This window comes from Pseudoalteromonas sp. MMG007, from assembly GCF_018100985.1.
GTDB lineage: Bacteria > Pseudomonadota > Gammaproteobacteria > Enterobacterales > Alteromonadaceae > Pseudoalteromonas.
This window is the reverse complement of sequence record NZ_JAGJEI010000001.1, coordinates 53,175-79,035: the sequence shown is the minus strand read 5'-3', so window position 1 is coordinate 79,035 and position 25,861 is coordinate 53,175. Positions and strand designations below refer to the sequence as shown.

The 25,861-nt window shown below is 39.6% G+C and carries 19 protein-coding genes; 5 read left to right on the top strand and 14 right to left on the bottom strand.

What is annotated here, in order from left to right; translation table 11 throughout:
- Window positions 1-150 precede the first annotated feature (150 nt).
- The 5 genes from secF to queA form a co-directional block, all read right to left on the bottom strand.
- Complete coding sequence (secF, locus tag J8L71_RS00345) at window positions 151-1,098, bottom strand: protein translocase subunit SecF (RefSeq protein ID WP_210998769.1); 948 nt, start codon at window positions 1,096-1,098, stop codon at window positions 151-153.
- 9 nt (window positions 1,099-1,107) lie between these two features.
- Window positions 1,108-2,967, bottom strand: a complete 1,860-nt coding sequence (gene secD, locus J8L71_RS00340) for a protein translocase subunit SecD (protein ID WP_210998768.1) — start codon at window positions 2,965-2,967, stop codon at window positions 1,108-1,110.
- A gap of 19 nt (window positions 2,968-2,986) precedes the next feature.
- On the bottom strand, window positions 2,987-3,322 hold the full coding sequence (gene yajC, locus J8L71_RS00335; protein ID WP_058549351.1) for a preprotein translocase subunit YajC: 336 nt from the start codon (window positions 3,320-3,322) through the stop codon (window positions 2,987-2,989).
- Between the two features lie 25 nt (window positions 3,323-3,347).
- Window positions 3,348-4,475: a tRNA guanosine(34) transglycosylase Tgt gene (tgt, locus tag J8L71_RS00330; RefSeq protein WP_058549350.1), complete on the bottom strand. Its 1,128-nt coding sequence runs from the start codon at window positions 4,473-4,475 to the stop codon at window positions 3,348-3,350.
- Between the two features lie 175 nt (window positions 4,476-4,650).
- Window positions 4,651-5,682: a tRNA preQ1(34) S-adenosylmethionine ribosyltransferase-isomerase QueA gene (queA, locus tag J8L71_RS00325; protein WP_210998767.1), complete on the bottom strand. Its 1,032-nt coding sequence runs from the start codon at window positions 5,680-5,682 to the stop codon at window positions 4,651-4,653.
- Window positions 5,683-5,869: 187 nt separating this feature from the next.
- On the opposite strand from queA, the gene J8L71_RS00320 reads away from it, so the two are divergent.
- Both J8L71_RS00320 and J8L71_RS00315 read left to right on the top strand, forming a co-directional pair.
- Entirely contained in the window at window positions 5,870-8,386 is a 2,517-nt protein-coding gene (locus tag J8L71_RS00320; RefSeq protein WP_210998766.1) for a GGDEF domain-containing protein, read from the top strand.
- Window positions 8,387-8,590: 204 nt separating this feature from the next.
- A complete protein-coding gene (locus J8L71_RS00315) occupies window positions 8,591-8,803 on the top strand; it encodes a hypothetical protein (RefSeq protein WP_210998765.1) in 213 nt (70 codons plus the stop codon).
- An 11-nt stretch (window positions 8,804-8,814) separates the two neighbouring features.
- Here the strand turns inward: J8L71_RS00315 and J8L71_RS00310 are convergent, their stop codons facing one another.
- The 7 genes from J8L71_RS00310 to J8L71_RS00280 form a co-directional block, all read right to left on the bottom strand.
- Window positions 8,815-9,741 (bottom strand): hydrogen peroxide-inducible genes activator, encoded by a 927-nt coding sequence (locus J8L71_RS00310; RefSeq protein WP_210998764.1) that lies wholly within the window; start codon window positions 9,739-9,741, stop codon window positions 8,815-8,817.
- An 82-nt stretch (window positions 9,742-9,823) separates the two neighbouring features.
- Entirely contained in the window at window positions 9,824-11,092 is a 1,269-nt protein-coding gene (locus J8L71_RS00305; RefSeq protein WP_138681177.1) for an inorganic phosphate transporter, read from the bottom strand.
- A 39-nt stretch (window positions 11,093-11,131) separates the two neighbouring features.
- A complete protein-coding gene (locus tag J8L71_RS00300) occupies window positions 11,132-11,809 on the bottom strand; it encodes a TIGR00153 family protein (RefSeq protein ID WP_210998763.1) in 678 nt (225 codons plus the stop codon).
- A gap of 150 nt (window positions 11,810-11,959) precedes the next feature.
- On the bottom strand, window positions 11,960-12,661 hold the full coding sequence (gene phoU, locus J8L71_RS00295) for a phosphate signaling complex protein PhoU (RefSeq protein ID WP_058549343.1): 702 nt from the start codon (window positions 12,659-12,661) through the stop codon (window positions 11,960-11,962).
- A 42-nt stretch (window positions 12,662-12,703) separates the two neighbouring features.
- Entirely contained in the window at window positions 12,704-13,531 is an 828-nt protein-coding gene (pstB, locus tag J8L71_RS00290; RefSeq protein ID WP_210998762.1) for a phosphate ABC transporter ATP-binding protein PstB, read from the bottom strand.
- A 27-nt stretch (window positions 13,532-13,558) separates the two neighbouring features.
- Complete coding sequence (gene pstA, locus J8L71_RS00285) at window positions 13,559-15,208, bottom strand: phosphate ABC transporter permease PstA (RefSeq protein ID WP_210998761.1); 1,650 nt, start codon at window positions 15,206-15,208, stop codon at window positions 13,559-13,561.
- 15 nt (window positions 15,209-15,223) lie between these two features.
- Window positions 15,224-17,458: an ABC transporter permease subunit gene (locus tag J8L71_RS00280; protein WP_210998760.1), complete on the bottom strand. Its 2,235-nt coding sequence runs from the start codon at window positions 17,456-17,458 to the stop codon at window positions 15,224-15,226.
- A 388-nt stretch (window positions 17,459-17,846) separates the two neighbouring features.
- Here J8L71_RS00280 and J8L71_RS00275 point away from each other — a divergent pair, with 388 nt between their 5' ends.
- From J8L71_RS00275 to ppx, 3 genes are all read left to right on the top strand, one after another.
- Window positions 17,847-18,353, top strand: coding sequence for an ACT domain-containing protein (locus tag J8L71_RS00275; RefSeq protein ID WP_210998759.1), 507 nt, complete (start codon window positions 17,847-17,849; stop codon window positions 18,351-18,353).
- A gap of 96 nt (window positions 18,354-18,449) precedes the next feature.
- Complete coding sequence (gene ppk1, locus J8L71_RS00270; protein ID WP_210998758.1) at window positions 18,450-20,537, top strand: polyphosphate kinase 1; 2,088 nt, start codon at window positions 18,450-18,452, stop codon at window positions 20,535-20,537.
- Complete coding sequence (gene ppx, locus J8L71_RS00265; RefSeq protein ID WP_210998757.1) at window positions 20,530-22,017, top strand: exopolyphosphatase; 1,488 nt, start codon at window positions 20,530-20,532, stop codon at window positions 22,015-22,017. The genes ppk1 and ppx overlap by 8 nt, the downstream gene beginning before the upstream one ends.
- A gap of 38 nt (window positions 22,018-22,055) precedes the next feature.
- On the opposite strand, the gene J8L71_RS00260 is transcribed toward ppx, so the two are convergent.
- Both J8L71_RS00260 and J8L71_RS00255 read right to left on the bottom strand, forming a co-directional pair.
- On the bottom strand, window positions 22,056-22,511 hold the full coding sequence (locus J8L71_RS00260) for a hypothetical protein (protein WP_210998756.1): 456 nt from the start codon (window positions 22,509-22,511) through the stop codon (window positions 22,056-22,058).
- A gap of 224 nt (window positions 22,512-22,735) precedes the next feature.
- Window positions 22,736-25,855: an efflux RND transporter permease subunit gene (locus J8L71_RS00255; protein ID WP_210998755.1), complete on the bottom strand. Its 3,120-nt coding sequence runs from the start codon at window positions 25,853-25,855 to the stop codon at window positions 22,736-22,738.
- Between the last annotated feature and the right edge of the window lie 6 nt (window positions 25,856-25,861).

Genomic DNA, 25,861 nt, shown 5'->3' with positions numbered 1-25,861 from the left:
TACCAAAGTGCTTTTGCCACAACTTTGCTAATAACTTTTTACAAACGAAATGCAGTATGCGATGTACTTAGCAGCTTTACTGAATTTAAATTAAATACGCTCATAAAAAAACCGCTCATAAGAGCGGTTTTTTATTAACTGCAAACCTAGTTACGGCATAGCGTCTTGGTCTGCACCTTCTTTTTCTATCACTTCAGGTATTAAATCTTCTTTGCTTACGCCCATTGCTATAGCAACCGAACTTGCAACATAAACAGAAGAGTAAGTACCAATAAACACACCAAAGAGTAATGCAGTTGCAAAACCATGAATGGTTTGTCCGCCCCATGCAAACAAGGCAATCAATACTAAAATAGTAGTGATTGATGTTACAAGTGTACGATTAAGTGTTTGCGTTAAAGACAAATCAATAATTTCGATAGTGTCGTCAATGCGTACCTTGCGGAAGTTTTCACGAATACGGTCAGATACAACAATAGTATCGTTGAGCGAGTAACCTATTACCGCAAGAATTGCCGCTAGTATTGTTAAATCAAACTCTAACCCTAATACCGAAAACAAACCAACTGTAATAATAACGTCGTGTAGTAACGCACCCACCGCACCTACTGCAAAACGCCACTCAAAGCGAAATGCTACATAGATTAAGATACAAATAAGCGCAGTTAACATGGCAAGGCCACCCTGCTCTTTTAAGTCTTCACCTACGCTTGGGCCAACAAACTCAATGCGGCGCATTACTACGCTGTCGTCTGCTTGTTTTAATGCGGCAATTACTTGGTTACCAATAACTTCTGCTTTTACATCGCTTCCGCGAGGCGCTAGGCGTACTAAAATTTCTTGGCTTGAGCCAAATAATTGTACTGAAGCATCAGAAAAGCCATTTTCACCAAGTACATCACGTACCTTTTTTAGATCTGCAGGCTGTGAAAAGCCCACCTCTACTGCAGTACCGCCGGTAAAATCTAAGCCAAAGTTTAAACCTTTAACAAAAATTGACGCAAGCGACGCGATTATCAATAACGTCGAAAAGCCCATAGCCACTTTACGAAGAGACATGAAACGAAGGGTTCTGCTACCCAAACTTAAAATCTGCATGTCTGCTCCTTAAATTGAAAGTTTATCAACACGTTTACCGCCAATAATAAAGTTGATTACCGCGCGGGTACCAACAATAGCTGTAAACATTGAAGTTAAAATACCAATTGCTAATGTAACCGCAAAGCCTGCAATTGGGCCTGTGCCCACGGCAAACAATATAATGGCAGCAATTAGGGTGGTGATATTGGCATCAAATATAGTGCTAAAAGCGCTGTCATAACCAAAATGAACGGCTTGTTGAGGGCTACGGCCATCGGCCAGCTCTTCACGAATACGTTCAAAAATAAGTACGTTAGCATCTACTGCCATACCTACGGTTAATACAATACCAGCAATACCTGGCAGCGTTAATGTAGCGCCCGGAATAAGCGACATAATACCTACAATAAGCACTAAGTTAGCCGCGAGCGCTAAGTTAGCTACTAAGCCAAAGCCCTTGTAGTAAATAAGCATAAAGGCAAGTACAAACGCAAAACCAAGTGCAACAGCTGTCATACCTGCTTCAATGTTTTCTTGACCTAGGCTTGGCCCTACTGTGCGCTCTTCTACTATTTGAATTGGTGCTACAAGTGCACCCGCTCTAAGTAGTAAGCTTAAGTTATGCGCTTCAGCCGGGTTATCGATACCTGTAATGCGGAATGAGCGATCAAGTCGAGCTTGAATAGTCGCAACGTTAATAACTTCTTCTACCTTAATTGGTGGAAGCGCCTTACCGTTTTCATCCTTTTTACCTGATGGCTTGTATTCAATAAATACTGTGGCCATACGTTTACCAATAGCACGTTTGGTGAAGGCATTCATTTTTGCCCCACCTTTGCTATCTAAAGTAATACTTACTTGTGGACGTTGGTACTCATCACTACCTGATTGCGCGCCAGTAATATGGCTACCTTCAAGAATAATACGTTTTTTAAGTACAACAGGGTAACCGTCGCGGCTCATGATCATTTCAGTACCCGCTGGGATACGACCTTGAGCAGCTGCACTTGGATCGGCGTTTTCGTCTACTTCACGAAACTCAAGCGTTGCCGTAGCGCCTAAAATTTCTTTAGCGCGAGCGGTATCTTGAACACCTGGTAATTGCACAATAATACGCTCAGCACCTTGGCGCTGTACATTTGGCTCTGCAACACCAATTTGGTTGATACGGTTACGAATAATCGTTTCATTTTGCTTAATTGCGTAGTCACGAATTTCTTTAAGCTTTTGCTCACTCATGGTGGCAAAAAATGCTTTATCGTTGCTGCTATCATCAATGTAAACATTTAATGGGTAACGAGACTCTAATAAGCGCTCTGCAGCGTCTTTATCTTCTTCAGTACGCATTTCTACACGCATACGCTCAGAGCCAGCTACACGGCGAACACTACGATAACGTAGTTTTTCTTCGCGTAAATCGCTTCTAAAGTCTTGTTCCATTTGCTCAAGCTGGTTATCAACCGCAGTTGCCATGTCGATTTCCATGGTGAAATGTACGCCACCACTTAAATCAAGACCTAGCTTCATTGGGTTACCACCGAGTGATTTTAACCAAGTAGGTTGAGCCGGAGCCATATTAATAGCAGAAACGTAATCGTCACTTAATGAATCACGCAATAAGTCTTGCGCTTTAAGCTGCTCTTCAACATTTTTGAAACGAACAAGTATTTGTCCATCTTCAAGCTTAGTCGATTTAACAGTTACGTTATGTTTTTTGAGGGTTGCGTTTACTTTGTCTACAACAGCGAGGTCTACATCGGCACCTTTAGCACCCGAAACTTGAATGGCCGGATCGCGACCATACAAGTTTGGAGAAGCATATAAAACGCCAATAGCTACCACAGCTAAAACAAGTAAATACTTCCAAACTGGAAACTTGTTTAACACGGGGTCGTCCTTATTATTTTTATAGCGACTTCATTGTGCCTTTTGGCAATACTGCAGATACTGCAGATTTTTGTACTGTTACTTCAGCTTGCTCGTTTAATGAGATAACGATGAAATCTTTATCTTCAGTAATCTTCACAATTTTACCTACTAAACCACCTTGGGTAAGTACTTCATCTCCTTTAGCCATCGCGCTCATTAAGCTTTTGTGTTCTTTAACGCGCTTAGCTTGTGGGCGGTAGATTAAAAAGTAAAAAACTAAGCCGAAAATAGCTAACATTATTAGCATTTCCCAGCCACCGCCGGCTGCAGGTTGACCAGCTGCTGCGTGTGCATTTGAAATAAATAAACTCATGATACTTCCTCTTTAATTTTAAAGTTTAATTTGTTGTCTCTACAAGCTCTGGCACTTCTTGGCCTCGGCGAGCATAAAAATCTTGTACAAATTCTTCTAATTTACCTTCGCTAATTGCATTACGTAAACCTTCCATAACACGTTGATAGTAACGTAAGTTATGAATAGTGTTTAGTCGCGCACCTAAAATTTCGTTACATTTATCAAGGTGATGCAAGTATGCACGTGAGTAATTAGTACAGGTATGGCAATCACACTCAGGATCAAGCGGGCCTGTGTCTGTTTTGTGTACTGCGTTACGAATTTTAACAATACCAGTGGTAATAAATAAGTGGCCATTACGTGCATTACGCGTAGGCATTACACAGTCAAACATATCAATACCACGGCGAACCGACTCAACTAAGTCCTCTGGTTTGCCTACACCCATAAGGTAGCGTGGTTTGTCTTCAGGCATTTTGTATGCGCAATGATCAAGAATATTCATCATTTCGTTTTTAGGTTCACCTACTGATAAACCACCTAACGCGTAACCATCAAAACCAATTTCTTCTAAACCTGCTTGTGATTGTGCACGTAATTCTGGGTACATACCACCTTGAATAATACCAAATAACGCAGATGGGTTATCTCCATGGCCTTCTTTAGAGCGTTTAGCCCAGCGAAGAGATAGCTCCATTGAGTCTTTTGCTTCTTTTTCAGTAGCAGGGTATGGCGTACATTCGTCAAAAATCATAACGATATCTGAGCCTAAATCGCGCTGTACTTCCATCGACTTTTCTGGCGACATCATAATTTCATCACCATTTACAGGTGACTGAAATAAAACACCTTCTTCGGTAATTTTGCGCATTGCGCCAAGGCTGAATACTTGGAAACCGCCTGAATCTGTTAGAATTGGGAAATCCCAGTTCATAAAATCGTGTAAATCACCGTGTTGCTTGATGATTTCAGTACCTGGGCGAAGCATTAAATGAAAGGTATTACCTAAACAAATTTGTGCGCCAGTGGCTTTAACTTCATCTGGAGTCATACCTTTTACAGTACCGTATGTACCAACAGGCATAAATGCAGGTGTTTCTATTACACCACGGTCAAAAATCAAGCGGCCGCGGCGCGCTTTTCCGTCAGTACGGTCTAATTCAAATTTCATATCATCCTCAATGTCGGAAAAACAGTCCAACAAGCTATAATTTAACCGCTCGATTCTACCCTTTTTGCCTTGTTATTACTATTAACTGGACCAAATTCACTGTGTATTCTCATAGGTAAATAAAAACCCAACTAAGTAGTTGGGTTTTTATAAATAGTAATAGCTAAATTTGCATTTATTTTCGCGTTAAAAACATCGCATCGCCATAACTAAAAAAGCGATATTGCTGCTCTATTGCCGTATTGTAAGCGCCCATAATATTGTCTTGGCCGCTAAACGCGCTGACTAACATTATAAGCGTTGATTCAGGTAAGTGAAAATTAGTGACCATGGCATCAACAACATTAAACTGATAACCCGGAAAAATGAAAATATCAGTATCACCAAAGTAACTATCTAATTTGCCACCGTGAATTTTAGCCGCCGACTCAAGTGAACGTACTGAGGTTGTACCAACCGCAATTACACGTCCGCCATTTGCCTTCGTTTGCGCAACAGCTTGTACTACGTCGTCAGGCACTTCTATGTACTCCGAGTGCATAACATGTTCATCAACACTATCTACACGTACTGGCTGAAATGTTCCTGCACCTACGTGCAACGTAACAAAGGCCATATTCACGCCTTTATTTTTAAGCGCAGCCATAAGTTTATCATCAAAGTGTAAACCCGCTGTGGGTGCTGCTACTGCGCCTGGCTTTTCACCATATACAGTTTGGTAGCGTTCTCTATCGGCTTCGGTATCTGGGCGGTCAATGTATGGCGGTAATGGCATGTGGCCAATGTCGTTTAATATATCCAGTACATTTTGATCGCGGTCAAATTCAAGCTCAAATAAAGTATCGTGGCGTGCAATCATTGTTGCTTTTGCTTTGCCTTCTAAAATAACTTCGTTACCTGGCTTTAATGATTTACTTGCGCGAACATGGGCAAGTACTCTGTGCTCATCAACAACACGCTCTACAAGTACTTCTACTTTACCGCCTGACGCTTTTTGGCCAAACATACGCGCCGGAATAACGCGGGTATTGTTAAATACCAGTAAGTCACCTTCATTTACCAAATCAAGCACGTCACTAAATACTTTATGCTCAACCTGACCTGTTGGACCATCTAGAGTAAGTAAGCGGCTGCTGGTTCTATCCGCTTTTGGAAAACGTGCAATTAATTCATCGGGTAATTCAAAGCTAAAGTCAGCCACGCGCATAATTTAGTAATCCACATCATTTAAAATCGCGCCAAGTTTATATGTAACGGGTGTTAAGCTCAAGAAATCAGCCAAACTTATGGTACCTTAGTCGCATTTTAGTCGTTAAATTTTCTTGTTCTTATGATTAAATATCATTACTCTTGTTTGGTTAATTTATTGTTATTTATATTTGAGGGTTTAAAACGTGGCAAACCAGCTAAAATTGCTTATATTAAACGCAAGTAGTGCTGAACGCCATGCGATTAGAGCCACACTTGAAAGCCTAGATGTATTTACCTTTATTGATGCCCAAGATAGCCAACAAGCTTTAAGACTATTAAAACAACAACCTGTCGATATTATAATTACAGGTCTTAACGTTGGTAAAATTGATGGCTGGCGCTTTTCAAGAATGATTCGATCAGGGCTCTTAAAAACCCCAAAAAACACCCCTATTTTACTCATTCCGCCTATTTATTGTGAACGCATAGCAGAAACCACCGCTCGAAGTTACGGTATAGATGCAGTATTACCGTTTGAGCATAAAGATATGCTACCGCAAGTACTCGCGAATGTGCTCTCTACTCATTTAGAAAAAAGTAGCAGGCTAAACTTATTACTGTTAGAGCCAATTCAAGAAAATGCCGACAATATCAGCGAGCAACTAAAGTTAAACTTTGCTATTACGCATGTTACCACTGCTAAAGCCGCTCTTAGCGCTTATAACCAGCAGCAGTTTTCAATCGTGTTACTTGATGCAACCTCTTCTAGCGCTCAAAGCTCAAGCTTATTGGTTGAAGAAATCCTTCAGCATAATTCTAAACAGGCCATTGTAACAATTATTGAAAGCGACGATGCCGATTACGCAGAGCAGCTTTTACTCTCAGGTGTTACCGATTTTATTCGAGCACCCTACGACCCTTCATTCTTAAATAAAGTGTGCGATCATGCAGCGCGACGTGAAGATTTTATGGTCAGTTACGCAGAGTTTGCGCACAAAGTAGAACAGTTAAGTGTTAGTGAAGTGCGTTATAAAGAGTTGTTTTCAGCGCATCAGCGTATTTTACTGCACTTAAATACTGTAGTGCTTGAGCTTGATCAGCAGGGGTTGATCCGCTTTATTAATCCCGCGTGGGAGGCCTTAAGTGGCTTTGGTGTAAAATCAACGCTGCAAAAATCACTGAGTGATTACTGTAGTTTAGATGATCAACAAAAGCTTACCCATACCATTAGCGATATTTTAAATGGTGGCCAGCAGCAACAACAAATAGAAGTAAAGCTAAGCCATAAAAATGGCAACCTGATTTGGGTTGAGTGTCGTCTTCAACTAATTAAAAATAGCCGAAATAACGCAACAATAACGGCCACTATCGATAACATACATGAGCGAAAACAAGCAGAACTTCAGCTTCGTCATTTAGCGCATCACGACCCACTAACGGGCTTACACAATCGCTATTACTTCGATCAGCAACTCAACAAAATATGCCAAGATAAGTACACTTACGAAGGTGTAGAACACGCTGTTATATATATTGACCTTGATCACTTTAAAATAATTAATGACAGCAAAGGTCATCATCAGGGCGATATAGTACTAAAAGAAGTAGCGCAGTTATTTAAGGCTAATATTGGCGACGACCACTTAGTGTGCAGAATTGGCGGCGATGAATTTGCAGTGATCCTCTCAGATATGAATTTATTAGACGCTCACCTCATTGCTGAAGGTGTATGTAGTGCCATTGAAAAGCATTCATTTAAATCAGAAGATCAAATATACACCATTAGCTGCTCTATTGGCTTAACACAAATTACGCCACAAAATTGCGACCCTAACGAATGTCTAAAACAAGCAGATATCGCTTTATATATTGCTAAAAACCTAGGGCGTAATTTAGTGCATTGTTACTCAAAAGAAGATGCTCAAAATAATACTCTTCAAACAGGACTTGAATGGGGTCACGAAATTCGACAAGCTCTGCAACAAGATAATATTGAGCTACATTACCAACCTATTTGGGACTTTAAAGAAAATAAGGTTGCCTACTTTGAAGCACTACTTCGCTTAAAACATGATGGTGAATTGATTTACCCTAATCAATTTATCCCTTCATTAGAAATGCTAAACGATACATTTATGATGGACCAATGCGTTGTACGTAATGCAATTGCTTGCGTTGCAGAGCATCCTGAGCTCAATCAGGTTGCAATTAACTTATCGGCACAATCATTTTTAGATGAGCGATTACTACCATTAATCGAATCAAATTTAGAAAAGTACCAAGTACCACCAACGCGTATAATTTTTGAGATCACCGAGTCTGCCAGCATCAATAATTTAAAAGCAACGCGTAAAATGATAGAAAAGCTCAATACACTTGGCTGTCACTTCTCTATTGATGATTTTGGTACAGGCTTTAGCACCTTTAACTATTTAAAACAGTTACCAGCACAGCATGTAAAGATAGACGGATCGTTTGTGAGCGACATGCTTAACGATCCAATAGATTTAGCGCTTGTTAAAGCTATTAACGATATAAGTCGCTCTTTAGATAAGCGCTCTGTTGCTGAATATGTTGAAAATGAAGAGATATTTTTTGCACTAAAAGAAATAGGTGTCGATTACGGACAAGGCTACTTTATCGCCCGCCCAATACCTGTAGAAAAGATAAAAAATGAACTTGAAAAAATATCAAAAAATAAAACGTTTTACCAACAATAAGCTAGCTCTAAAATAAACATTATTGAACAATTTTAAGCATTTTATTACTACCAATTCTATCTTTCTTGCCTATACTTTTAACACCAGATAAATAATGTCGTGTTATTTTATGTATTTCACTTAAAAAACATGACATTACCTTTTGATGGCTAATACTATTGTTTATAGTCGCTTTTAAAGCGTTTAGCTTTTAAGGAGAAAGGTATGACACAGCTAGTTATATTATTACTAATTATACACTTTGCAATTGCGTATCAATGTTACCGTTACGCACATATCAAAGGTTATCCTGTTAAAGTATTTACTACGCTAGGCTGCGTTCCATACTTTAACTTAGTCGTGTGGATTTATTTATTGTTTTTACCCGAGCTTGAGCCCTTCGACAGCCACGTTCAAAGTCATAAGCAGCCCTTGTAGGCTGCTTTTTTTTATTTATGTTCTAAAGGCTCTAAACTACATTGGCGCTTTAAAAAAATCTCTAACTGCTGGCTAAATAGCTTAAAGTCACGTATGCGGCCTGTTGTTTTTCGCCATAAGATACCTATATCTCGATAAGCATCGCTTTGTGAAGGTGTTGCAACCATATCTTTATTTTCAAGTATGCCCGCGTTAATCGCCATTTGAGGCAAAAATGTTACGCCTAGCTGATGCTCAACCATACTTAGAAGCGTATGCAAGCTTGCAGCTTCAAAAGGGTTAATACAGCTTGCACGATTTAGATGGCACGCACTTAAGGCATGTCCCGTCATGCAATGCTCTCGCTCTAATAAAAACACACTTGCATCAGGTAATAGATTAAAGTCTTCCACGTCTTTCGCTTGCGTGTAATCTTTGTGGTGCACTAGACTGAAATGATCTTTTGCTAAAATTTGAGTATGAAATTTCTCAGTCTGATATGGCAATGCAAGTAGTGCTAAATCAATATGGCCGTGTTCTAGCTTATCGAGCAACTTATCACTGGTATCTTCTATTAATACCAGTTCCAGATCGCAAAATGTTTCCTTGCAAAAATGATACAATGGCGCCGCTATAAAGCTCGCTATAGTAGGTATAACGCCTACTATTAACTTACCACTAAGCGGTGTTAAAAAGCTTTTTGTCAGCTCTTTTAAGCTAATCGTATCGTTTATTATTTTACGAGAGCGTTCAACAACTTCTTCACCAATACTGGTAAACATTAGGCTGCGGTTTTCGCGCTCAATTAGCTGGCAACCCAGTGTTTCTTCAAGATTTTGAATTGCGCTACTTAGCGTAGATTGACCAATAAAGCAGGCGCTGGCAGCTCTGCCAAAGTGTTGATGTTGATGAACAGCTAATAAATATTGCAGCTGTTTAATACTTGGAAGATTAGTCATTTTTTCTTTCCACAAATAAAAAGACCCCAACACCTAGGGCGTTGAGATCTTTTCAAGCTAAAAGTCTTTGAGTACTTTTTTGTTAAACCCCAAACGCGGTTCTTAGTACGTAGAAAATAACAATAGCAAGGGCAGCGCCAACTGGCAATGTAATTACCCAAGAAACTACAATGTTTCTGATAACACCCATGTTAAGTGCACCAATACCACGTGCCATACCTACACCTAACACCGCACCCACTAAGGTTTGTGTAGTCGAGATAGGCATACCTGTACCCGATGCAATAACAACTGTAGAGGCAGCAGCTAATTCAGCAGCAAAACCACGGCTCGGTGTTAAATGTGTAATACCTTCACCAATCGTTTTAATTACTTTTTTACCTAAAATAGCAAGGCCCGCCACAATACCAAAACCACCTAGCGGTAAAATCCACCAAGCAATAGCAGCTTTCTTAGCTATTTCACCGTTGTTTTCAACAATATTTACAACAGCAGCTAGTGGACCGATTGCATTCGCTACATCGTTAGAGCCATGTGCAAATGCCATACAACAAGCAGTTAGTACCATTAATACCGCAAATACTTTTTCTACGTTGTTAAACTGCATTTGCTTGTCAGCTTTAGGATCGATATTTAATCGAGAAATAGCGATTTTACCAATAATAGCCACAATTACTGCAACAGCAATTGCAAGAGCATAGCCCTCTACAGAACCAATATTAATACCTACATGCTTTAAACCTTTTTTAATGGTTACAAGCGCCATAATGAAGCCCGCTAAGCCCATATAAAGTGGTACATAGCGTTTAGCATTTTTAAGTGGCGCATCGGTATCAAAAATTAGTTTTTGTGCGCTCATAAATATTAAGTATGCAATAAAGCCTGATATAGCCGGCGTTATAATCCAACTACCAACAATACCACCTACTTTGTCCCACTGAATTGCCTCAGTGCCTACTGCCACTAGTGCAAAACCAATAATAGCACCAATGATTGAGTGAGTAGTTGAAACAGGCCAACCTAAAAATGAAGCAATTAATAGCCAAGTACCCGCTGCAAATAACGCAGAGATCATACCTAAAACCATTAAATCAGGGAGTGCAGCAAATGGGGCGGCATCGATAATTCCTTTACGAATTGTTGATGTAACCTCACCACCGGCTAAATAAGCACCTGCGAATTCAAAAACCATCGCAATAAAAATTGCCTGTTTGATTGTTAGTGCTTTAGAACCTACTGAAGTACCCATCGCATTAGCAACGTCGTTCGCGCCAATACCATAAGCCATAAAAAAGCCGACTGCAGCGGCAATTAAAATTAATACCGTGCCGTAAGATGCAATGATATCCATTGTGTAACCTTAATCTTTCGTGTTTGAACTGATTTTAAATTAACGAGCTAACATCAGCTCAAGACGTGATCCTACGCGCTCTGCAATATCTGCAAGCTCGCCAACCCATTCGATGATTTTATATAAAAACATCACATCAATAGGGTTTAGCTCACCTTCTACTGCTCGTAGTTGGAGGCGTACTTTTATTTGCATTTCATCCGTGTCTTGTTCTATTGCATCCAATTCAACGAGCATTTTTTCTACTAAGGTCACTTCACGACCTTTAAAGCCCGTTTCTAGCAATTCTTCTAACTCATTAATCGCTTTAGATGCCTGTTTAGTAGCATCGACACAGCGAGTTAAATAAGCTAAAAAGTCTGCTTGCATTACTGTAGGAATGGTCATTTCACGACCAATCACTCGTCCAGCAATATCTTTTGCTTTATTGGCAATTTTATCTTGTTGAGTTACTAATTCGAGCAGATCTGTACGTTCTACCGGCATAAATAAACCGCGCGGTAACTGTAAACGTATATCTCTTTTCATATCATCAGCTTCACGCTCTAAATTACGAATAGTTAAACGAAGCTCTTCTGCTTGTTCCCACTCTTCTTTAAAAACGTGATTAAAGAAAGGTATCAAAGCTTTACTTGCTTGATGAACTTTCTTGATGTGTTCTTCCATTGGTTTGATAGGAGATTTTGCAAATACTCCTAAAAACGCGTTTGTAGGCATAACTGACCCTTTAATCAAATTGATATGCTTTGCAGCATGAATTTTACAGTATTAGCCACGATTGTGAACGCTTTTTATTATTTCACCATGGCTAACAATGCACAAAGCGACACTGAGTCGCTTTAATACAAAAGAATGATTAGTAAAAATTTATAAAGATTTTTCTATATCTTCTTGAGATGTATGACGAATATCTTTGCCGTTTACAAAATAAATGATGTATTCCGCAATATTTTGACACCTATCGCCAATGCGCTCTAATGAGCGAACTGACCACACCAAATCCATTATTTTAGGAATTGAACGTGGATCTTCCATCATATAAGTCATGATTTGACGTGTGATCGCTTCATATTCACGGTCAACTTTTGCATCTTCTTTGTGTACTTCAAATGCACGTTGCACATCCATACGCGCAAATGCATCAAGTACATCATGTAGCATTTTTAAAACTTGGCGACCCATGTTTTCAATATTTACTAATAAGTCTTGTTGATCTTTAGTAAATGAATCAAGTGCGACTTTAGCAATTCGCTCAGCTTCATCGCCAATACGCTCTAAATCTGCAATCGTTTTTGCAATAGCTATAACTAAGCGTAAATCGCTCGCGGCAGGTTGGCGACGCGCAATAATACGCGTACATTCTTCATCAATGCTTACTTCCATCGCATTAACTTTGTAATCGTTTTGGCGCACCTTTTGTGCAAGCTCAGCATCGTTACGGCTAACTGCATCAAGCGCACTATTAAGCTGCTGCTCAACTAAACCACCCATATTTAATACATGATTACGTACGTTTTCTAGCTCTTGGTTAAAGCGACCAGAGATATGCTTATTAATATTATGTTCCATAATTACCTTCTCTTAAATTCATCAACAACACGAAAGCGATAACTAGCCGTAACGGCCTGTAATGTAGTCTTCTGTTTTCTTTTTACTAGGTGTTGTAAATAAGGTATTTGTGTCTGAGTATTCAATCAGCTCACCCATGTACATAAAGGCGGTTTGATCAGATACACGCGCTGCTTGTTGCATATTATGTGTAACAATAACAACGGTAAATTTGTTCTTTAAATCGTTAATTAGCTCTTCAATAACTAACGTAGAAATTGGATCAAGTGCCGATGTTGGTTCATCTAGCAAAAGTACTTCTGGTTCAATTGCAATTGAACGGGCAATAACTAAACGTTGTTGCTGACCACCTGATAGGCCAAATGCGCTATCGTGTAATCGGTCTTTTACTTCATCCCATAAAGCAGCACCGCGAAGTGATTGCTCTACCACTTCATCTAATTTACGCTTTTCTTTAATGCCTTGTAAGCGTAGGCCATAAACCACATTTTCATAAATTGATTTAGGAAATGGATTAGGGCGCTGAAACACCATACCCACGTTGCGACGAAGCGCGGCAACATCTACACTTTTATCGTAAATATTTTGGCCATGAAGTAATATTTCACCTTCAATACGACAAATATCAACTAAATCGTTCATACGGTTAATACAACGAAGTAACGTTGATTTACCACAGCCCGATGGTCCGATAAATGCGGTTACCTGACCTTTCGGAATATTCATATTAACATTGCTTAATGCTTGTTTTTCACCGTAGTAAAGATCAAGGTTTTTAATCTCTAACGCTTTTTGGTCGTCAGTTAAGTTTTCTAGGTCTAATTTTTGACCTATATTAGCTTGGTTTACTTGTGGGGCGACTGTAATCATGTTTGTTACCTATAAAATCTTTACTAATTAGTGTTCAAGCGATCTAAATTTTTCACGTAAGTGATTACGTATACCAATCGCAGTTATGTTGAGGGTAATAATCACCGACACTAATAAAAAGGCCGTTGCATATACCAGCGGACGCGCTGCTTCAACATTAGGGCTTTGAAAGCCAACATCGTAAATATGAAAGCCTAAGTGCATGAACTTTCTATCTAAGTGAAAATATGGGAAGTTTCCATCAAGGGGTAATGTAGGTGCCATTTTTACAACGCCTACCAACATAAGTGGTGCAACTTCTCCGGCCGCTCGCGCAACTGCAAGTATTAAACCTGTCATTATTGCTGGGCTTGCCATAGGAATAATTATGCGCCATAACGTTTCAACTTTTGTTGCACCAAGCGCTAACGAACCATCACGTACTGTACTTGGAATACGAGATAAACCTTCTTCCGTTGATACAATAACAACCGGTAAAGTAAGAATAGCTAATGTAAGCGCAGACCACATAACACCCGGCGTACCAAATACGGGAGTAGGTGATGCTTCAGGGTAAAACAACTGATCTAAGCTGCCACCTAGCATATATACAAAAAAGCCTAGGCCAAATACGCCGTACACAATAGAAGGTACGCCCGCTAAGTTAATTACCGCGATACGGATCATCTTAGTCACTGCGTTTTTAGCTGCGTACTCATGTAAGTATATTGCAGCTACCACACCAAAAGGCGTTACAATTACAGCCATTAACATAACCATAAATACAGTACCAAATATAGCTGGGAATACACCGCCTTCGGTATTTGCTTCACGTGGGTCGTCTGATACAAACTTACCTAGTTGTACAAAGTAATGACCAAGCTTTGCAAAAAAACCCATATCGTTTGGAAACCAAACATCAAGTACTTGATACATCGGAATAGTAACCACTTCACCGCGCATATCTTTTACAGTGACATGGTCACGTTTTGCCTGCTTACGAAGTGCAAATAAATCTTTTTCAAGCACTGCATATTCTGCACGTAAATCTGCCCGTGCTTGAGCAAGCTCAGCTACACGTTCATCTGTTAATGCATCATCAAGCAAGTACCCTTTTTCTTTTAAACGAAGACGCTCAAGCTCATAGTTTATATGGCCAATGTCACCATTTTGTAAATCAAGCGCTTCATCGTTTAAATCTACAGCGCGATCTACAAGTTCATGCAGCGCTTCAATTTTATCGCCTTCAACTGGTTTACCATCTTTAATTACACTTTCAACGTAACCATAAAAGTTACCATTTTTACTACGCTCAAATACAGCAAGCGTTGCCGGCGTTGTTTTATTTGTAATGTCGGTTTCTAAAATCCAACGAAAGTCTAAATCTACGTATTCACGGTTACCCGTTTTGATAAGTAGGCGCTCTACTTCGTCTTTTTTGAACCCGCTTACATCAATACCGGTAGCCGCTAAGCGCGCTTTTGGTACTAATTCACGGTCGTAAATTTCGCCTATTACAGTTTGCTTTGAAATAGACCCTTCAAGCTCAAACTGTACAACTTCAGAAGGCCAGAAAAAGCTTAACCCTTTCCAGGCTATCATTGCTAATAAACCTAAAACCGAAATCAAGCTGATGCTGACTGCACCACCTGTCATCCAAATCCAAGGAGAACCAGACTTAAACCACTGCTTTACCATGTCGTGTCTCTCCGCTTACATTGAGCTGTATTTTTCACGCAGTTGCTGACGAACAAACTCAGCCACTGTGTTGAAAATAAAGGTGAATATGAATAGTACAAAGGCTGCTAAGAACAATATTCTATAGTGCGAGCTACCAACTTCTGACTCAGGCATTTCTACTGCAATGTTTGCTGCAAGCGTACGCATACCTTGAAAAATACTCCAATCCATAATAGGTGTGTTACCTGTAGCCATTAGTACAATCATGGTTTCACCCACTGCACGGCCAAGTCCCATCATTACTGCAGAGAAAATACCAGGGCTTGCTGTAAGAAGTACCACACGTACAAGTGTTTGCCACTGCGTGGCACCCAATGCAAGTGAGCCATTTGATAAGTGTTTAGGCACACTAAATACAGCATCTTCAGCAATCGAGAATATAGTAGGAATAACAGCAAACCCCATCGCTATACCAACTACTAATGAGTTACGTTGGTCAAACGTCATACCAAGCTCATTAGTTAAGTATTGACGTACATTGCCATCAAACATCCAAAGCTCTACTGTTTCGCTCATCGCGAATGAGAACCAACCAATTAATAGCACTACCGGAATCAATAGTATTGAATGTGAACCTTCAGGAATTTTATGACGAATACTCGACGGCAGCTTAGTCCAACCCAATGCGGTAGCTAAAATACCAAGCGGCAACAATACCAGCAGCCCAACAATAGCCGGCAAGTGCTCTTCAATTAATGGCGCTAACCACAGACCCGCTAAAAATCCCAAAATAACAGTAGGAAGAGCTTCCATTATTTCAACTGTAGGCTTAACTACTTTACGCAACTCGCTTGACATAAAATAAGCCGTATAAATAGCGGCAGAAAGCGCAATAGGTACTGCAAATAACATCGCGTAAAGCGCTGCTTTTAACGTACCAAACGAAATTGGCACTAATGAAAATTTAGATTCAAAGTCATCACTTGCAGAAGTTGACTGCCAAATATAACCCGGCTCAGGGTAACCTTCGTACCATACTTCTTGCCATAAAGCAGACCACGTCACTTCTGGGTGCTCATTATGAATTTCAAGTACGGATAATTTGTTATCAGCAAGTAAAAGCGCGGCGTTTGAACGCGGTGCAATTGCAAAGTTTTCTATAGCGCCTTCACTTACCTTACCTTGCCATAGTTTTGCTTCGCTGGTTGTGTAATAAACGCCTAGCTCACCATTACTGCTCGTAGTAAAGAAAGTACGACGGTAAAACTCGGTAAATACATTGAGCTTACTTTGCTTAGTCGTTTCAAACGAACGTATTTTTTGATACTCACGCCCAGCCTCTGTATTAACTTCAAACCACTGCGACACTTCACCATTGTCATTAGCAAGCATTAACGAGTTTGCACCCGCTAGAAGCTGTGCTGATACTATATTTGCATTTTCTTCATTAGCTGAAAGTAACTGTATCTGCTCTACGTCATCTGGGTAGCGCGTATCATAAACGTAAATTTGATTAGCTGAACGAATAAAAGTCCGTGTTGTATCTGGCGAAATTAATAGCTCGTCTACACGCCCATTTACATCAAGCTCTGTACGTTCAACAACCCATTCAACTTCGCCAGTAAACATATTTTCTTCAGCAACAAAGCTGCTAAATAGCACGCGCTTATCTTCGGTAAGTGCAACAACGGCTGTTTTGTCTTCGTAATGGCTAAATGCAAAGCGTTTAATAGCGGCACCTTGCTCATCAACTTCAAGTGCCATTTCCCCAAGCGGAAAATCTAAACGAGGTGTTAATTTTCGCTCGTTATTTGGAAAGGTAACTAAAAATTTAGGTGCAACAACCATTACGCTGCCGTTTTCTAAACCATACGCATAATGCCCCTGAAAGGGAGCGCTGGTTGCAAAACTTGTCGCATCGCTTGGTAATTGCGCATCAAGTGTTTTGAGCTTTTTACCAAAACTGTCGGTATCAACACTATAAAAATCAACTTGCCCTTGCTTGCTTAGTAGGTAAGCAACTTCAGTTTGTTCTTCAACACCTAAACCTGCAATTTGCTGCGAGTTAGTTACATTGAAGCTATCGCGTTTTTCTACTTTTGCTGATTCAAAAATTGGCTGAACTACATAAAGAAGGTAGAAAAATATCAATAGCAGCGCTATTAATACCATTACCCCACCTGCGGTTATACCAAACTTGGCAAACCGATCTTTAAATAGACGGCTTCGATCCGTATTAAAAGTCGGTTTATTCGGATTTGAAGTCATCAAAACACCCTTTAATCTTAACGTTGGCGAAATTATATTTCATCAAGATGACAGTAATGTTACAGCCGTAATATTTAAGCCACTCAAATAAAGGTATAAAGAGATAAACTAACCAAATGGTCAGCTTAATCAAAAATTAATTCTTACAGAGTGAACTAAATTACAAAATAATTGGACAAAGTATTTATCGGAGTCAATACTTAAAACGCACCAGATAAATAGCAATGGCAACGGGTTGAGCACTGCAAGTGCTGTATAAAGTAGTCGGTAAGTTTATATTTTATGCCTAGTGCTAATAGTAAATAACACATTTCGACCACACACTTTTTAACGTCACACATTAATGCCTATACGTATACTTTTTGGGGCTTAAATAAGAGAATTATTTATGAAGCAGTTGGTTATAACGATTTTAGGGCAAGACCGCCCTGGTTTAGTAGAGAATATCTCATCAGTCGTATTAGAAAATCATGGTAACTGGCTTAGTAGTAATTTAAGTCATTTACTTGGGCACTTTGCGGGTATTATACAACTTGAAGTAGCTGAGGAGCACTTTCAACCTTTGCAAAATGCACTTAATGCACTGCCAAAATTAGATGTAAGGATAGAGGCAGGTAATACCGAAGTAGAGCCAAGCGCACGTGAACAGCTTAACTTAGTTATTACGGGCAACGACCGTCCAGGTATTGTACAAGAACTCGCAAGTGTTATTCGCCACAAAGGCGCTAACATTACGCATTTAAATTCAAGGCAACAGAGTGCACCTAATTGGGGAGTGCCAATATTTAGTGCTGTTGCAACGGTAACCTTACCTGGTGGAATGGATAAAGACGAAGTAATTTACGCGCTTGAAGCAATTACTAGCGATTTAATTGTGGATGTAGAAGAGCCATAACCCCCCTCTTTGCGTGTCACAAATGTGACACGCATGTCATGTTAATGTCATTAATCTGCACTATATTTTATTCTGCATATAATTACGGAATAAAATATGAATGCCCATACCGAACAAACTCAAGCCCTCGAGTACTTTGCGAAAGAGCTAAGTTGGCTTTCGTTTAACGAACGCGTATTGCAAGAAGCAAAAGACAAAAATAACCCAATAATTGAACGCATGCGGTTTTTAGGTATTTTTTCTAATAATCTTGATGAGTTTTTTAGGGTGCGTGTTGCCGATGTTAAGCGTCGTATTTTATTAAATAAACTTCCCGATGCTAATTTTGAAGAAGATGAAGCACTCCTAAGCCAAATACAAAAAAAAGTATTGCAGCTTGGTAAAAAATTTAATCAAATTCATCAACAAATTTTAAACGACCTAACCACCCATAATATTCATGTCGATCGCCCCGAGAAGCTAACTGAGTTTCACTTAAATTGGCTAAAAAACTATTTTCACGACAATGTATTACAGCATATATCCCCAATTCTACTCGACGAAAATAAAGACTATTCTGATTATATAAACGACACAATGACCTACCTCTTTGTAGAAATGAGTGATGAGAAAAGTCACTTTGCTATGCTTGAGGTACCTACAGATCGGGTTCCGCGCTTTATAATTTTACCACCAGAAAAAACACGCCGTCGTAAAACAATAGTGATGCTAGATGACGTAATCTCGTACTTTTTAAATGATGTATTTAGTAACTTTTTTAACTTTGAAACCATTCAAGGGCACGCAATAAAATTAACCCGCGATGCCGAATATAATCTTGATGATGAATTAGAAGAAGGCTTGCTTGATAAAATATCAAAGGGCCTAAAGCAGCGTATTTATGCTGAACCTGTGCGCCTTGTATACGACGAAGCAATGCCTGAAAGCATGTTAAAAGTAATGAAAAAACGTCTAAATGTGACTCACCACGATGCACTTATTCCAGCCGGGCGCTATCGAAACTTTAGAGACTTTATAGCCTTTCCAAATGTTGGTCGCCAATACCTTGAAAACAAACAGCTACCTGCATTACCAAGCACTGCTTTCAATAAACACACCAGCGTATTTGACGCCATAACCGAGCAAGATATATTACTTTACTACCCATACCATACCTTTAATCATTTGCTAGAGTTTGTGCGCCAAGCCGCGTTTGACCCAGTAGTGACGCAAATTAAAGTAAATATTTACCGCGTTGCAAGTAAATCACGGCTTATATCTTCACTTATTAATGCAGCAAAAAATGGCAAAAAAGTTACCGTAATGGTTGAGCTTAAAGCCCGTTTTGATGAGCAAAATAATATTGAGTGGGCAAAAGTGTTAAGCAGTGCGGGCATAAAGGTAATTTTTGGTATTCCTGCACTAAAAGTGCACAGTAAGCTGTGTATTATTCATCGCAAAGAAAAAAATAAAATAGTGAAATATGCACACATAGGCACCGGAAATTTTCACGAAAAAACAGCAAAAATTTACACCGACTTTAGCCTTTTCACTAAGCACGCTGGTATTTGCGAGGAATGCGATAGTGTATTTAAATTTATTGAAAGCAGCTATAAGCCATTCAATTTTGAATACACTATGATCTCTCCCGTTAATGCGCGCGATATGCTGCTGGATTTAATCGATAAAGAAATCCAGCATGTAGAAAACGGCAACCCCGGTAAAATCACTGTAAAAATAAATAACTTAGTTGATAAACAGCTTGTTGATAAGCTTTATTACGCCGGCCGCAGAGGCGTTAAAATACGCATCATTATTCGTGGTATGTGCTCGTTAATACCTGGCCTTGCTAAGTTTAGCGACAATATAAGAGTAATAAGTATTGTTGATCGCTTTTTAGAGCATCCTAGAGTCATGGTGTTTGGTAATAACGGTGACGACAAAGTATATATTTCGTCCGCCGATTGGATGACACGTAACCTAGATCATCGCGTTGAAGTGGGCGTACCAATTTTAGATGCTAAATTAAAACAGCTCATTATTGATATTTTAGAGCTACAATTTAAAGACCGTACTAAAGCGCGGCTAATCGACAGCGAGCAAAAAAATACGTATGTAAGACGCGGAAACAGAAAAAAAATACGCTCGCAAATTGCAATTTACGACCATCTAAAAAAATGGGAACATAATTATAATAATGAATGATCATCCCTCAATAGCAGCCGTCGATTTAGGCTCAAATAGCTTTCATTTAGTGGTTGCTCGCGAAGTTGACGGCACACTACAAATTCTGCATAAAGAAAAGCAGCGTGTATATTTAGCAGACGGTCTAGATGATAAATTTAGGCTCAGCCAGCAAGCAATTGATCGCGCCTTAATTGTGCTTAAGCAGTTTGCAAAAACACTGCAAGACTTCCCTGCCTGCAACGTTAAAGTAGCAGCAACTTATACTTTTCGCAGAGCTAAAAATATTCATGCTTTTTTAACGCAGGCCAATAAAGTATTTCCTTTTCATATTGATGTAATTTCAGGACAAGAAGAGGCACGGCTGATTTATCAAGGGGTCGCTCATTATGTACATAACGAAAATAACCGTCTTGTTATTGATATAGGGGGGGGGAGTACAGAGCTTATAATTGGTAAGCATTTTAAACATAAACTACTTACAAGCCGTAATATGGGATGTGTTAGTTACACCAATCAATTTTTCAGTGACGGCATCATAAACGCTAAGCGCTTTAATAAAGCAGAAATAAAAGCAGAACAAGAAATAGAAGCTATTTTTGCCAATTATGTATCACAGGGCTGGAAATGCATTATTGGTACCTCAGGAACGATAAAATCGATATTGGCTATGGTGAGCGCTGAAAACCCTCATCAACATTGTATAACTTACGACGATTTATTAACTCTGAAACAACAATTTATAAAAGCAAAAAAAATTGATAATTTAGAAATTGAGGGACTAACACCAGAGCGTCAGCAAAGTATGTGTGGCGGGCTTGCCATATTAATTGCAATTTTTAGAGAGTTTACAATCACCGAGCTAACTTACAGTGATTTTTCACTGCGCGAGGGATTGCTTCATGAAATGCAGCAAAAGTTAGCCGACAAAGATATACGCAGTAATACCATAAATAATGTTAGCGATAGATACACGGTAGATAAAGCTCACGCGACACGAGTTTCAGATACCGCGATTTGGCTCTATGAGCGCTTAAAATCCCCTTGGCAACTTAACAATAAAGACGATGTTGCTTTACTCATTTGGGCAGCAAAACTACACGAAATTGGCTTATCTATTAACTCATCAGGTATTAATAAGCACAGTGCTTATATTGTAGCTAATAGCCAATTACCGGGCTTTACACAGCAAGAGCAGCTAATACTCAGCTCACTTATTCGTTTTTATCGTAAAAAAATAAAACTCGATGAACTTTCTGAATTTATAACTATTTCTCAGCAGCAGGTGCTTAAGCTTATTACTATTTTACGTTTAGCGATTTTATTTAATCAAAAACGACAAATTAGCCAAAAACCAAATATGGAAATTAGCGCAAATAACACTGGATTATTTATAAAGTTTTGCGATAACTATCTTCAAGAGCACACCCTGCTTCAAGCCGATTTAGCGCTAGAACAACGCTATTTAAAAAAGGTTGGTATCGCGTTTAACTGCTCTTAGATCAAAAAAGCAGGGGGCCAACACCCTGCTTTTTGTAACTACATATCCATATGGCGGTTTGTGCTTTGCATCATTTGCTTTAAGCCTTGCTCTTCCAGCTCTAATATTTGCTCAAGCTTTTCCTGACCGTTATCAGTTTCGGCGCGCTCTAATAAATATTTATATAGCTCAATCACCTTTTGATGCTGACTTGATAAGTAGTTTTGAATTACTTTTTCATCAAACTGCTGATCTTTACTAATATCTTCAAACGTGATCAGGTCAGGGTTTTCTGCAAAGTACTCATAACTATAAGTATCTAAAGTATTAATTTCGGTAATAGCTTTAAAACCCACTAAATCCTCAGCGAGCTTTTTTTCGTAATTTAGGTAATAGTCCACCAGCATCGCGTTATGTTCATCAAGTATGTCCTTTACACTATAAAAATTTGCCGCCATTTGTGTGTGAAATAAAACGGTCCAATCGTACACTTCTTTAATTGTTTTAACTTGCATGTGCGTTCCTTACTAAGTTGACTGTACTACTTTGTTGCGTAAAACATGCCAACTAAAAAAACAACTAAAAACAAAAGCTTAAAATTAAAATAAATAATAATGAATCATTTAATAGAACAACTTACAAATTATAGGTAATTTTTATAGAGCAATGCTTTAGTAACCTGAGCCTAGTTACAAGGCGCAGATCAGGTTAAAAAATGATACATTGCTCTGTTGTCTCGTTATTTAAGCCCTTGCTTGCGCCATAATAAGTAAACGGCTGGAATAACAACCAAAGTAAGGGCAATTGCGCTTATCATACCGCCAACCATAGGCGCTGCAATTCGGCTCATTACTTCGCTGCCAGTACCAGTACCATAAAGCACTGGTAGCAAACCAATAATGATAGTCGCTACCGTCATCATTACTGGGCGCACCCGTAGCCCTGCCCCTTCAATAATTGCTTGTTGTAACTGTATTAAACTAAGCGGCTTACCTATTAGCTCAGCTTCTAAGGATTTTTCTTGATAGGCTTGATTTAAATACACCAACATAATTACGCCAATTTCAACGGCAACACCGGCTAAGGCAATAAAGCCCACACCTACTGCTACTGAAAAATTAAATCCCTCTAAATACATTAACCATATGCCACCAATCATCGCCAGTGGCAACGTAGCCATAATAATAGTCACTTCAGCAAAGCTTCTAAAATTAAGGTAAAGCAATACAATAATAATCGCTAAAGTAAGTGGTAATACGTAAGTAAGTTTGTCTTTGGCTCGCTGCATGTATTCGTACTGCCCAGCCCATGTAATAGAATAACCAGCAGGCAATACTAAGTGCTTATTTAATACTTGCTGAGCATTTTGTACGTAAGTGCCAATATCAACACCGTCAATATCAATAAGCGCCCAACCATTTACACGTGCATTTTCACTTTTTATCCCGGGTGGGCCATTTTCAATAAATACATCGGCTACATCAGCAAGAGCTATACGCTGCCCAGAAGGCGTAACTATAGGAAGTAACATGAGCTCTTCTGGTGAGTCTCTGTATGCTTGCGGATAGCGTAAATTTACCGGGTAGCGCTCTTGCCCCTCTATTGTTTGTGTTACGTTCATTCCGCCAATAGCCGTCGCAACAACTTGCTGTACATCGCTGATATTTAAACTGTATCGAGCGGCTTTTTCACGGTTTATGTCTACTTTAATGTAGCGTCCACCTGCTACTCGCTCAGAGTAAACCGATGCAGTGCCTGGCACGTCTTTTAGTAACACTTCTATTTGTTGACCTATTTTTTGAATTTCACTCAACTTTGGCCCAGCCACTTTAATGCCTACCGGGGTTTTAATACCCGTTGCAAGCATATCAATACGCGTTTTAATTGGCATAACCCACGCATTAGTCAGCCCTGGAAACTTAACCAAATCGTCGAGTTCTTTTTTGAGCTTGTCGAGTGTCATTTCCTTGCGCCACTCATCTTTTGGCTTTAATTGAATGAAGGTTTCAATCATCGTAAGCGGCGCTGGGTCGGTCGCGGTTTCGGCGCGGCCCACTTTCCCAAATACCGTTTTAACCTCTGGCACAGTGGCAATTAACTTATCAGTTTGCTGCAAAATTTCGCGTGCTTTACCTATCGATAAACCAGGGTAAGTAGTGGGCATATACATTAAATCCCCCTCATCAAGTGGTGGTATAAACTCACTCCCCATTTTATCTAGCGGATAAGAGCCTATAACAGCAACCACGCAGGCAAGTAGCAAAGTTACTTTAGGAAACTTAAGCACTTTATTTAATAGCGGCTTATACGCCATAACTAATAAATGATTTACTGGATTCTCTTTCTCCTTAAGCACCTTTCCACGTATAAAGTAGCCCATTAAAACTGGCACAAGTGTAATCGCAAGCCCCGCAGAGGCGGCCATTGCATAGGTTTTAGTGTAAGCCAAAGGTGCAAACATACGCCCTTCTTGCGCTTCTAAAATAAATACCGGCATAAAGCTTACGGTTATAATAAGCAAACTAAAAAACAACGCAGGACCTACTTCACTAGCCGCTTTAACAACTATCTCCCAGCGGTTTTCGTTAGTTAATGGCGTTTTTTCCATATGCTTATGCATATTTTCAATCATGACTATCGCGCCGTCGGTCATTGCACCAATAGCAATAGCAATGCCTCCTAACGACATTATATTGGCGTTAATCCCTTGCCAATACATAATAATAAACGCAGTTAAAATACCTAGTGGCAAGGTAATAATAGCCACTAAAGATGAGCGCACATGAAACAAAAACACCACACACACTAATGCAACTACAATCAGCTCTTCAATTAATTTACTGGTTAGGTTATCAATTGCGTTATTTATTAGATTAGAGCGATCGTACACAGGGACTATTTCAACGCCCTCTGGTAATCCTCTTTTGAGCGATGCTAATTTTGCTTTTACCAATTCAATTGTTTTTTGTGCATTTTCGCCATAACGCATAATAACTATGCCGCCAGTTACTTCGCCTTCTCCATTTAACTCGGCTATACCGCGGCGCATTTGCGGCCCTAACCGTATGTCGGCTACATCTCGCAATTGCAGCGCAGTACCATTGGCGTTTACACCAAGGGGAATAGCCTCTAAATCGGCTACACTTTTTATATAGCCGGTGCTTGTTACCATGTATTCAGCTTCTGCCATTTCTACCACAGAGGCGCCCATTTCTTGATTGCCTTGCTTTATAGCCGTTTGAATTAGGCTTAGCGGAATACCATATGCGCGTAACTTATCGGGCTCTACATTTACTTGATATTGCTTAACCATGCCACCTACGGCTGCAACTTCTGACACCCCCGGCACGGTTTGTAACTCAAACTTTAAAAACCAATCTTGCAAGCTTCTTAATTGGCTAATGTCATGCTTATTTGTTTTATCAACCAGTGCATATAAGTAAATCCAACCAACACCCGTTGCATCGGGGCCAAGCTCTGCATTAGCCGTTTCAGGAAGGCGTTTTGCTACTTGACTTAAGTATTCTTGCACGCGGCTTCGTGCCCAATACAAATCGGTTTTTTCATCAAAAATAACGTAAACATACGAGTCGCCAAAAAACGAAAAGCCTCTTACTGTTTGCGTCCCTGGCACAGAAAGCATTGCCGAAGTCAGCGGGAATGTAACTTGGTCTTGCACGACTTGTGGGGCTTGCCCAGGATACGAGGTTTTAATAATCACCTGCACATCAGATAAATCAGGCAGCGCATCTACAGGAGTATTTTTTACTGCATATAACCCTCCCCCCATGAGTATTAATGTAAGCAACAACACAAAAAAGCGATTGCTAACAGACCAGCGAATAATGGCAGTTATCATAATGGC

Coding starts and splice junctions, on each gene's coding strand:
- J8L71_RS00305 (WP_138681177.1), bottom strand. CDS start 11,092: ATGGATATCATTGCATCTTACGGCACGGTATTAATTTTAATTGCCGCT.
- J8L71_RS00260 (WP_210998756.1), bottom strand. CDS start 22,511: ATGCAAGTTAAAACAATTAAAGAAGTGTACGATTGGACCGTTTTATTT.
- yajC (WP_058549351.1), bottom strand. CDS start 3,322: ATGAGTTTATTTATTTCAAATGCACACGCAGCAGCTGGTCAACCTGCA.
- J8L71_RS00280 (WP_210998760.1), bottom strand. CDS start 17,458: ATGACTTCAAATCCGAATAAACCGACTTTTAATACGGATCGAAGCCGT.
- pstB (WP_210998762.1), bottom strand. CDS start 13,531: ATGATTACAGTCGCCCCACAAGTAAACCAAGCTAATATAGGTCAAAAA.
- J8L71_RS00275 (WP_210998759.1), top strand. CDS start 17,847: ATGAAGCAGTTGGTTATAACGATTTTAGGGCAAGACCGCCCTGGTTTA.
- queA (WP_210998767.1), bottom strand. CDS start 5,682: ATGCGCGTGGCTGACTTTAGCTTTGAATTACCCGATGAATTAATTGCA.
- secF (WP_210998769.1), bottom strand. CDS start 1,098: ATGCAGATTTTAAGTTTGGGTAGCAGAACCCTTCGTTTCATGTCTCTT.
- pstA (WP_210998761.1), bottom strand. CDS start 15,208: ATGGTAAAGCAGTGGTTTAAGTCTGGTTCTCCTTGGATTTGGATGACA.
- J8L71_RS00300 (WP_210998763.1), bottom strand. CDS start 11,809: ATGCCTACAAACGCGTTTTTAGGAGTATTTGCAAAATCTCCTATCAAA.
- phoU (WP_058549343.1), bottom strand. CDS start 12,661: ATGGAACATAATATTAATAAGCATATCTCTGGTCGCTTTAACCAAGAG.
- ppx (WP_210998757.1), top strand. CDS start 20,530: ATGAATGATCATCCCTCAATAGCAGCCGTCGATTTAGGCTCAAATAGC.
- J8L71_RS00315 (WP_210998765.1), top strand. CDS start 8,591: ATGACACAGCTAGTTATATTATTACTAATTATACACTTTGCAATTGCG.
- J8L71_RS00255 (WP_210998755.1), bottom strand. CDS start 25,855: ATGATAACTGCCATTATTCGCTGGTCTGTTAGCAATCGCTTTTTTGTG.
- J8L71_RS00310 (WP_210998764.1), bottom strand. CDS start 9,741: ATGACTAATCTTCCAAGTATTAAACAGCTGCAATATTTATTAGCTGTT.
- ppk1 (WP_210998758.1), top strand. CDS start 18,450: ATGAATGCCCATACCGAACAAACTCAAGCCCTCGAGTACTTTGCGAAA.
- tgt (WP_058549350.1), bottom strand. CDS start 4,475: ATGAAATTTGAATTAGACCGTACTGACGGAAAAGCGCGCCGCGGCCGC.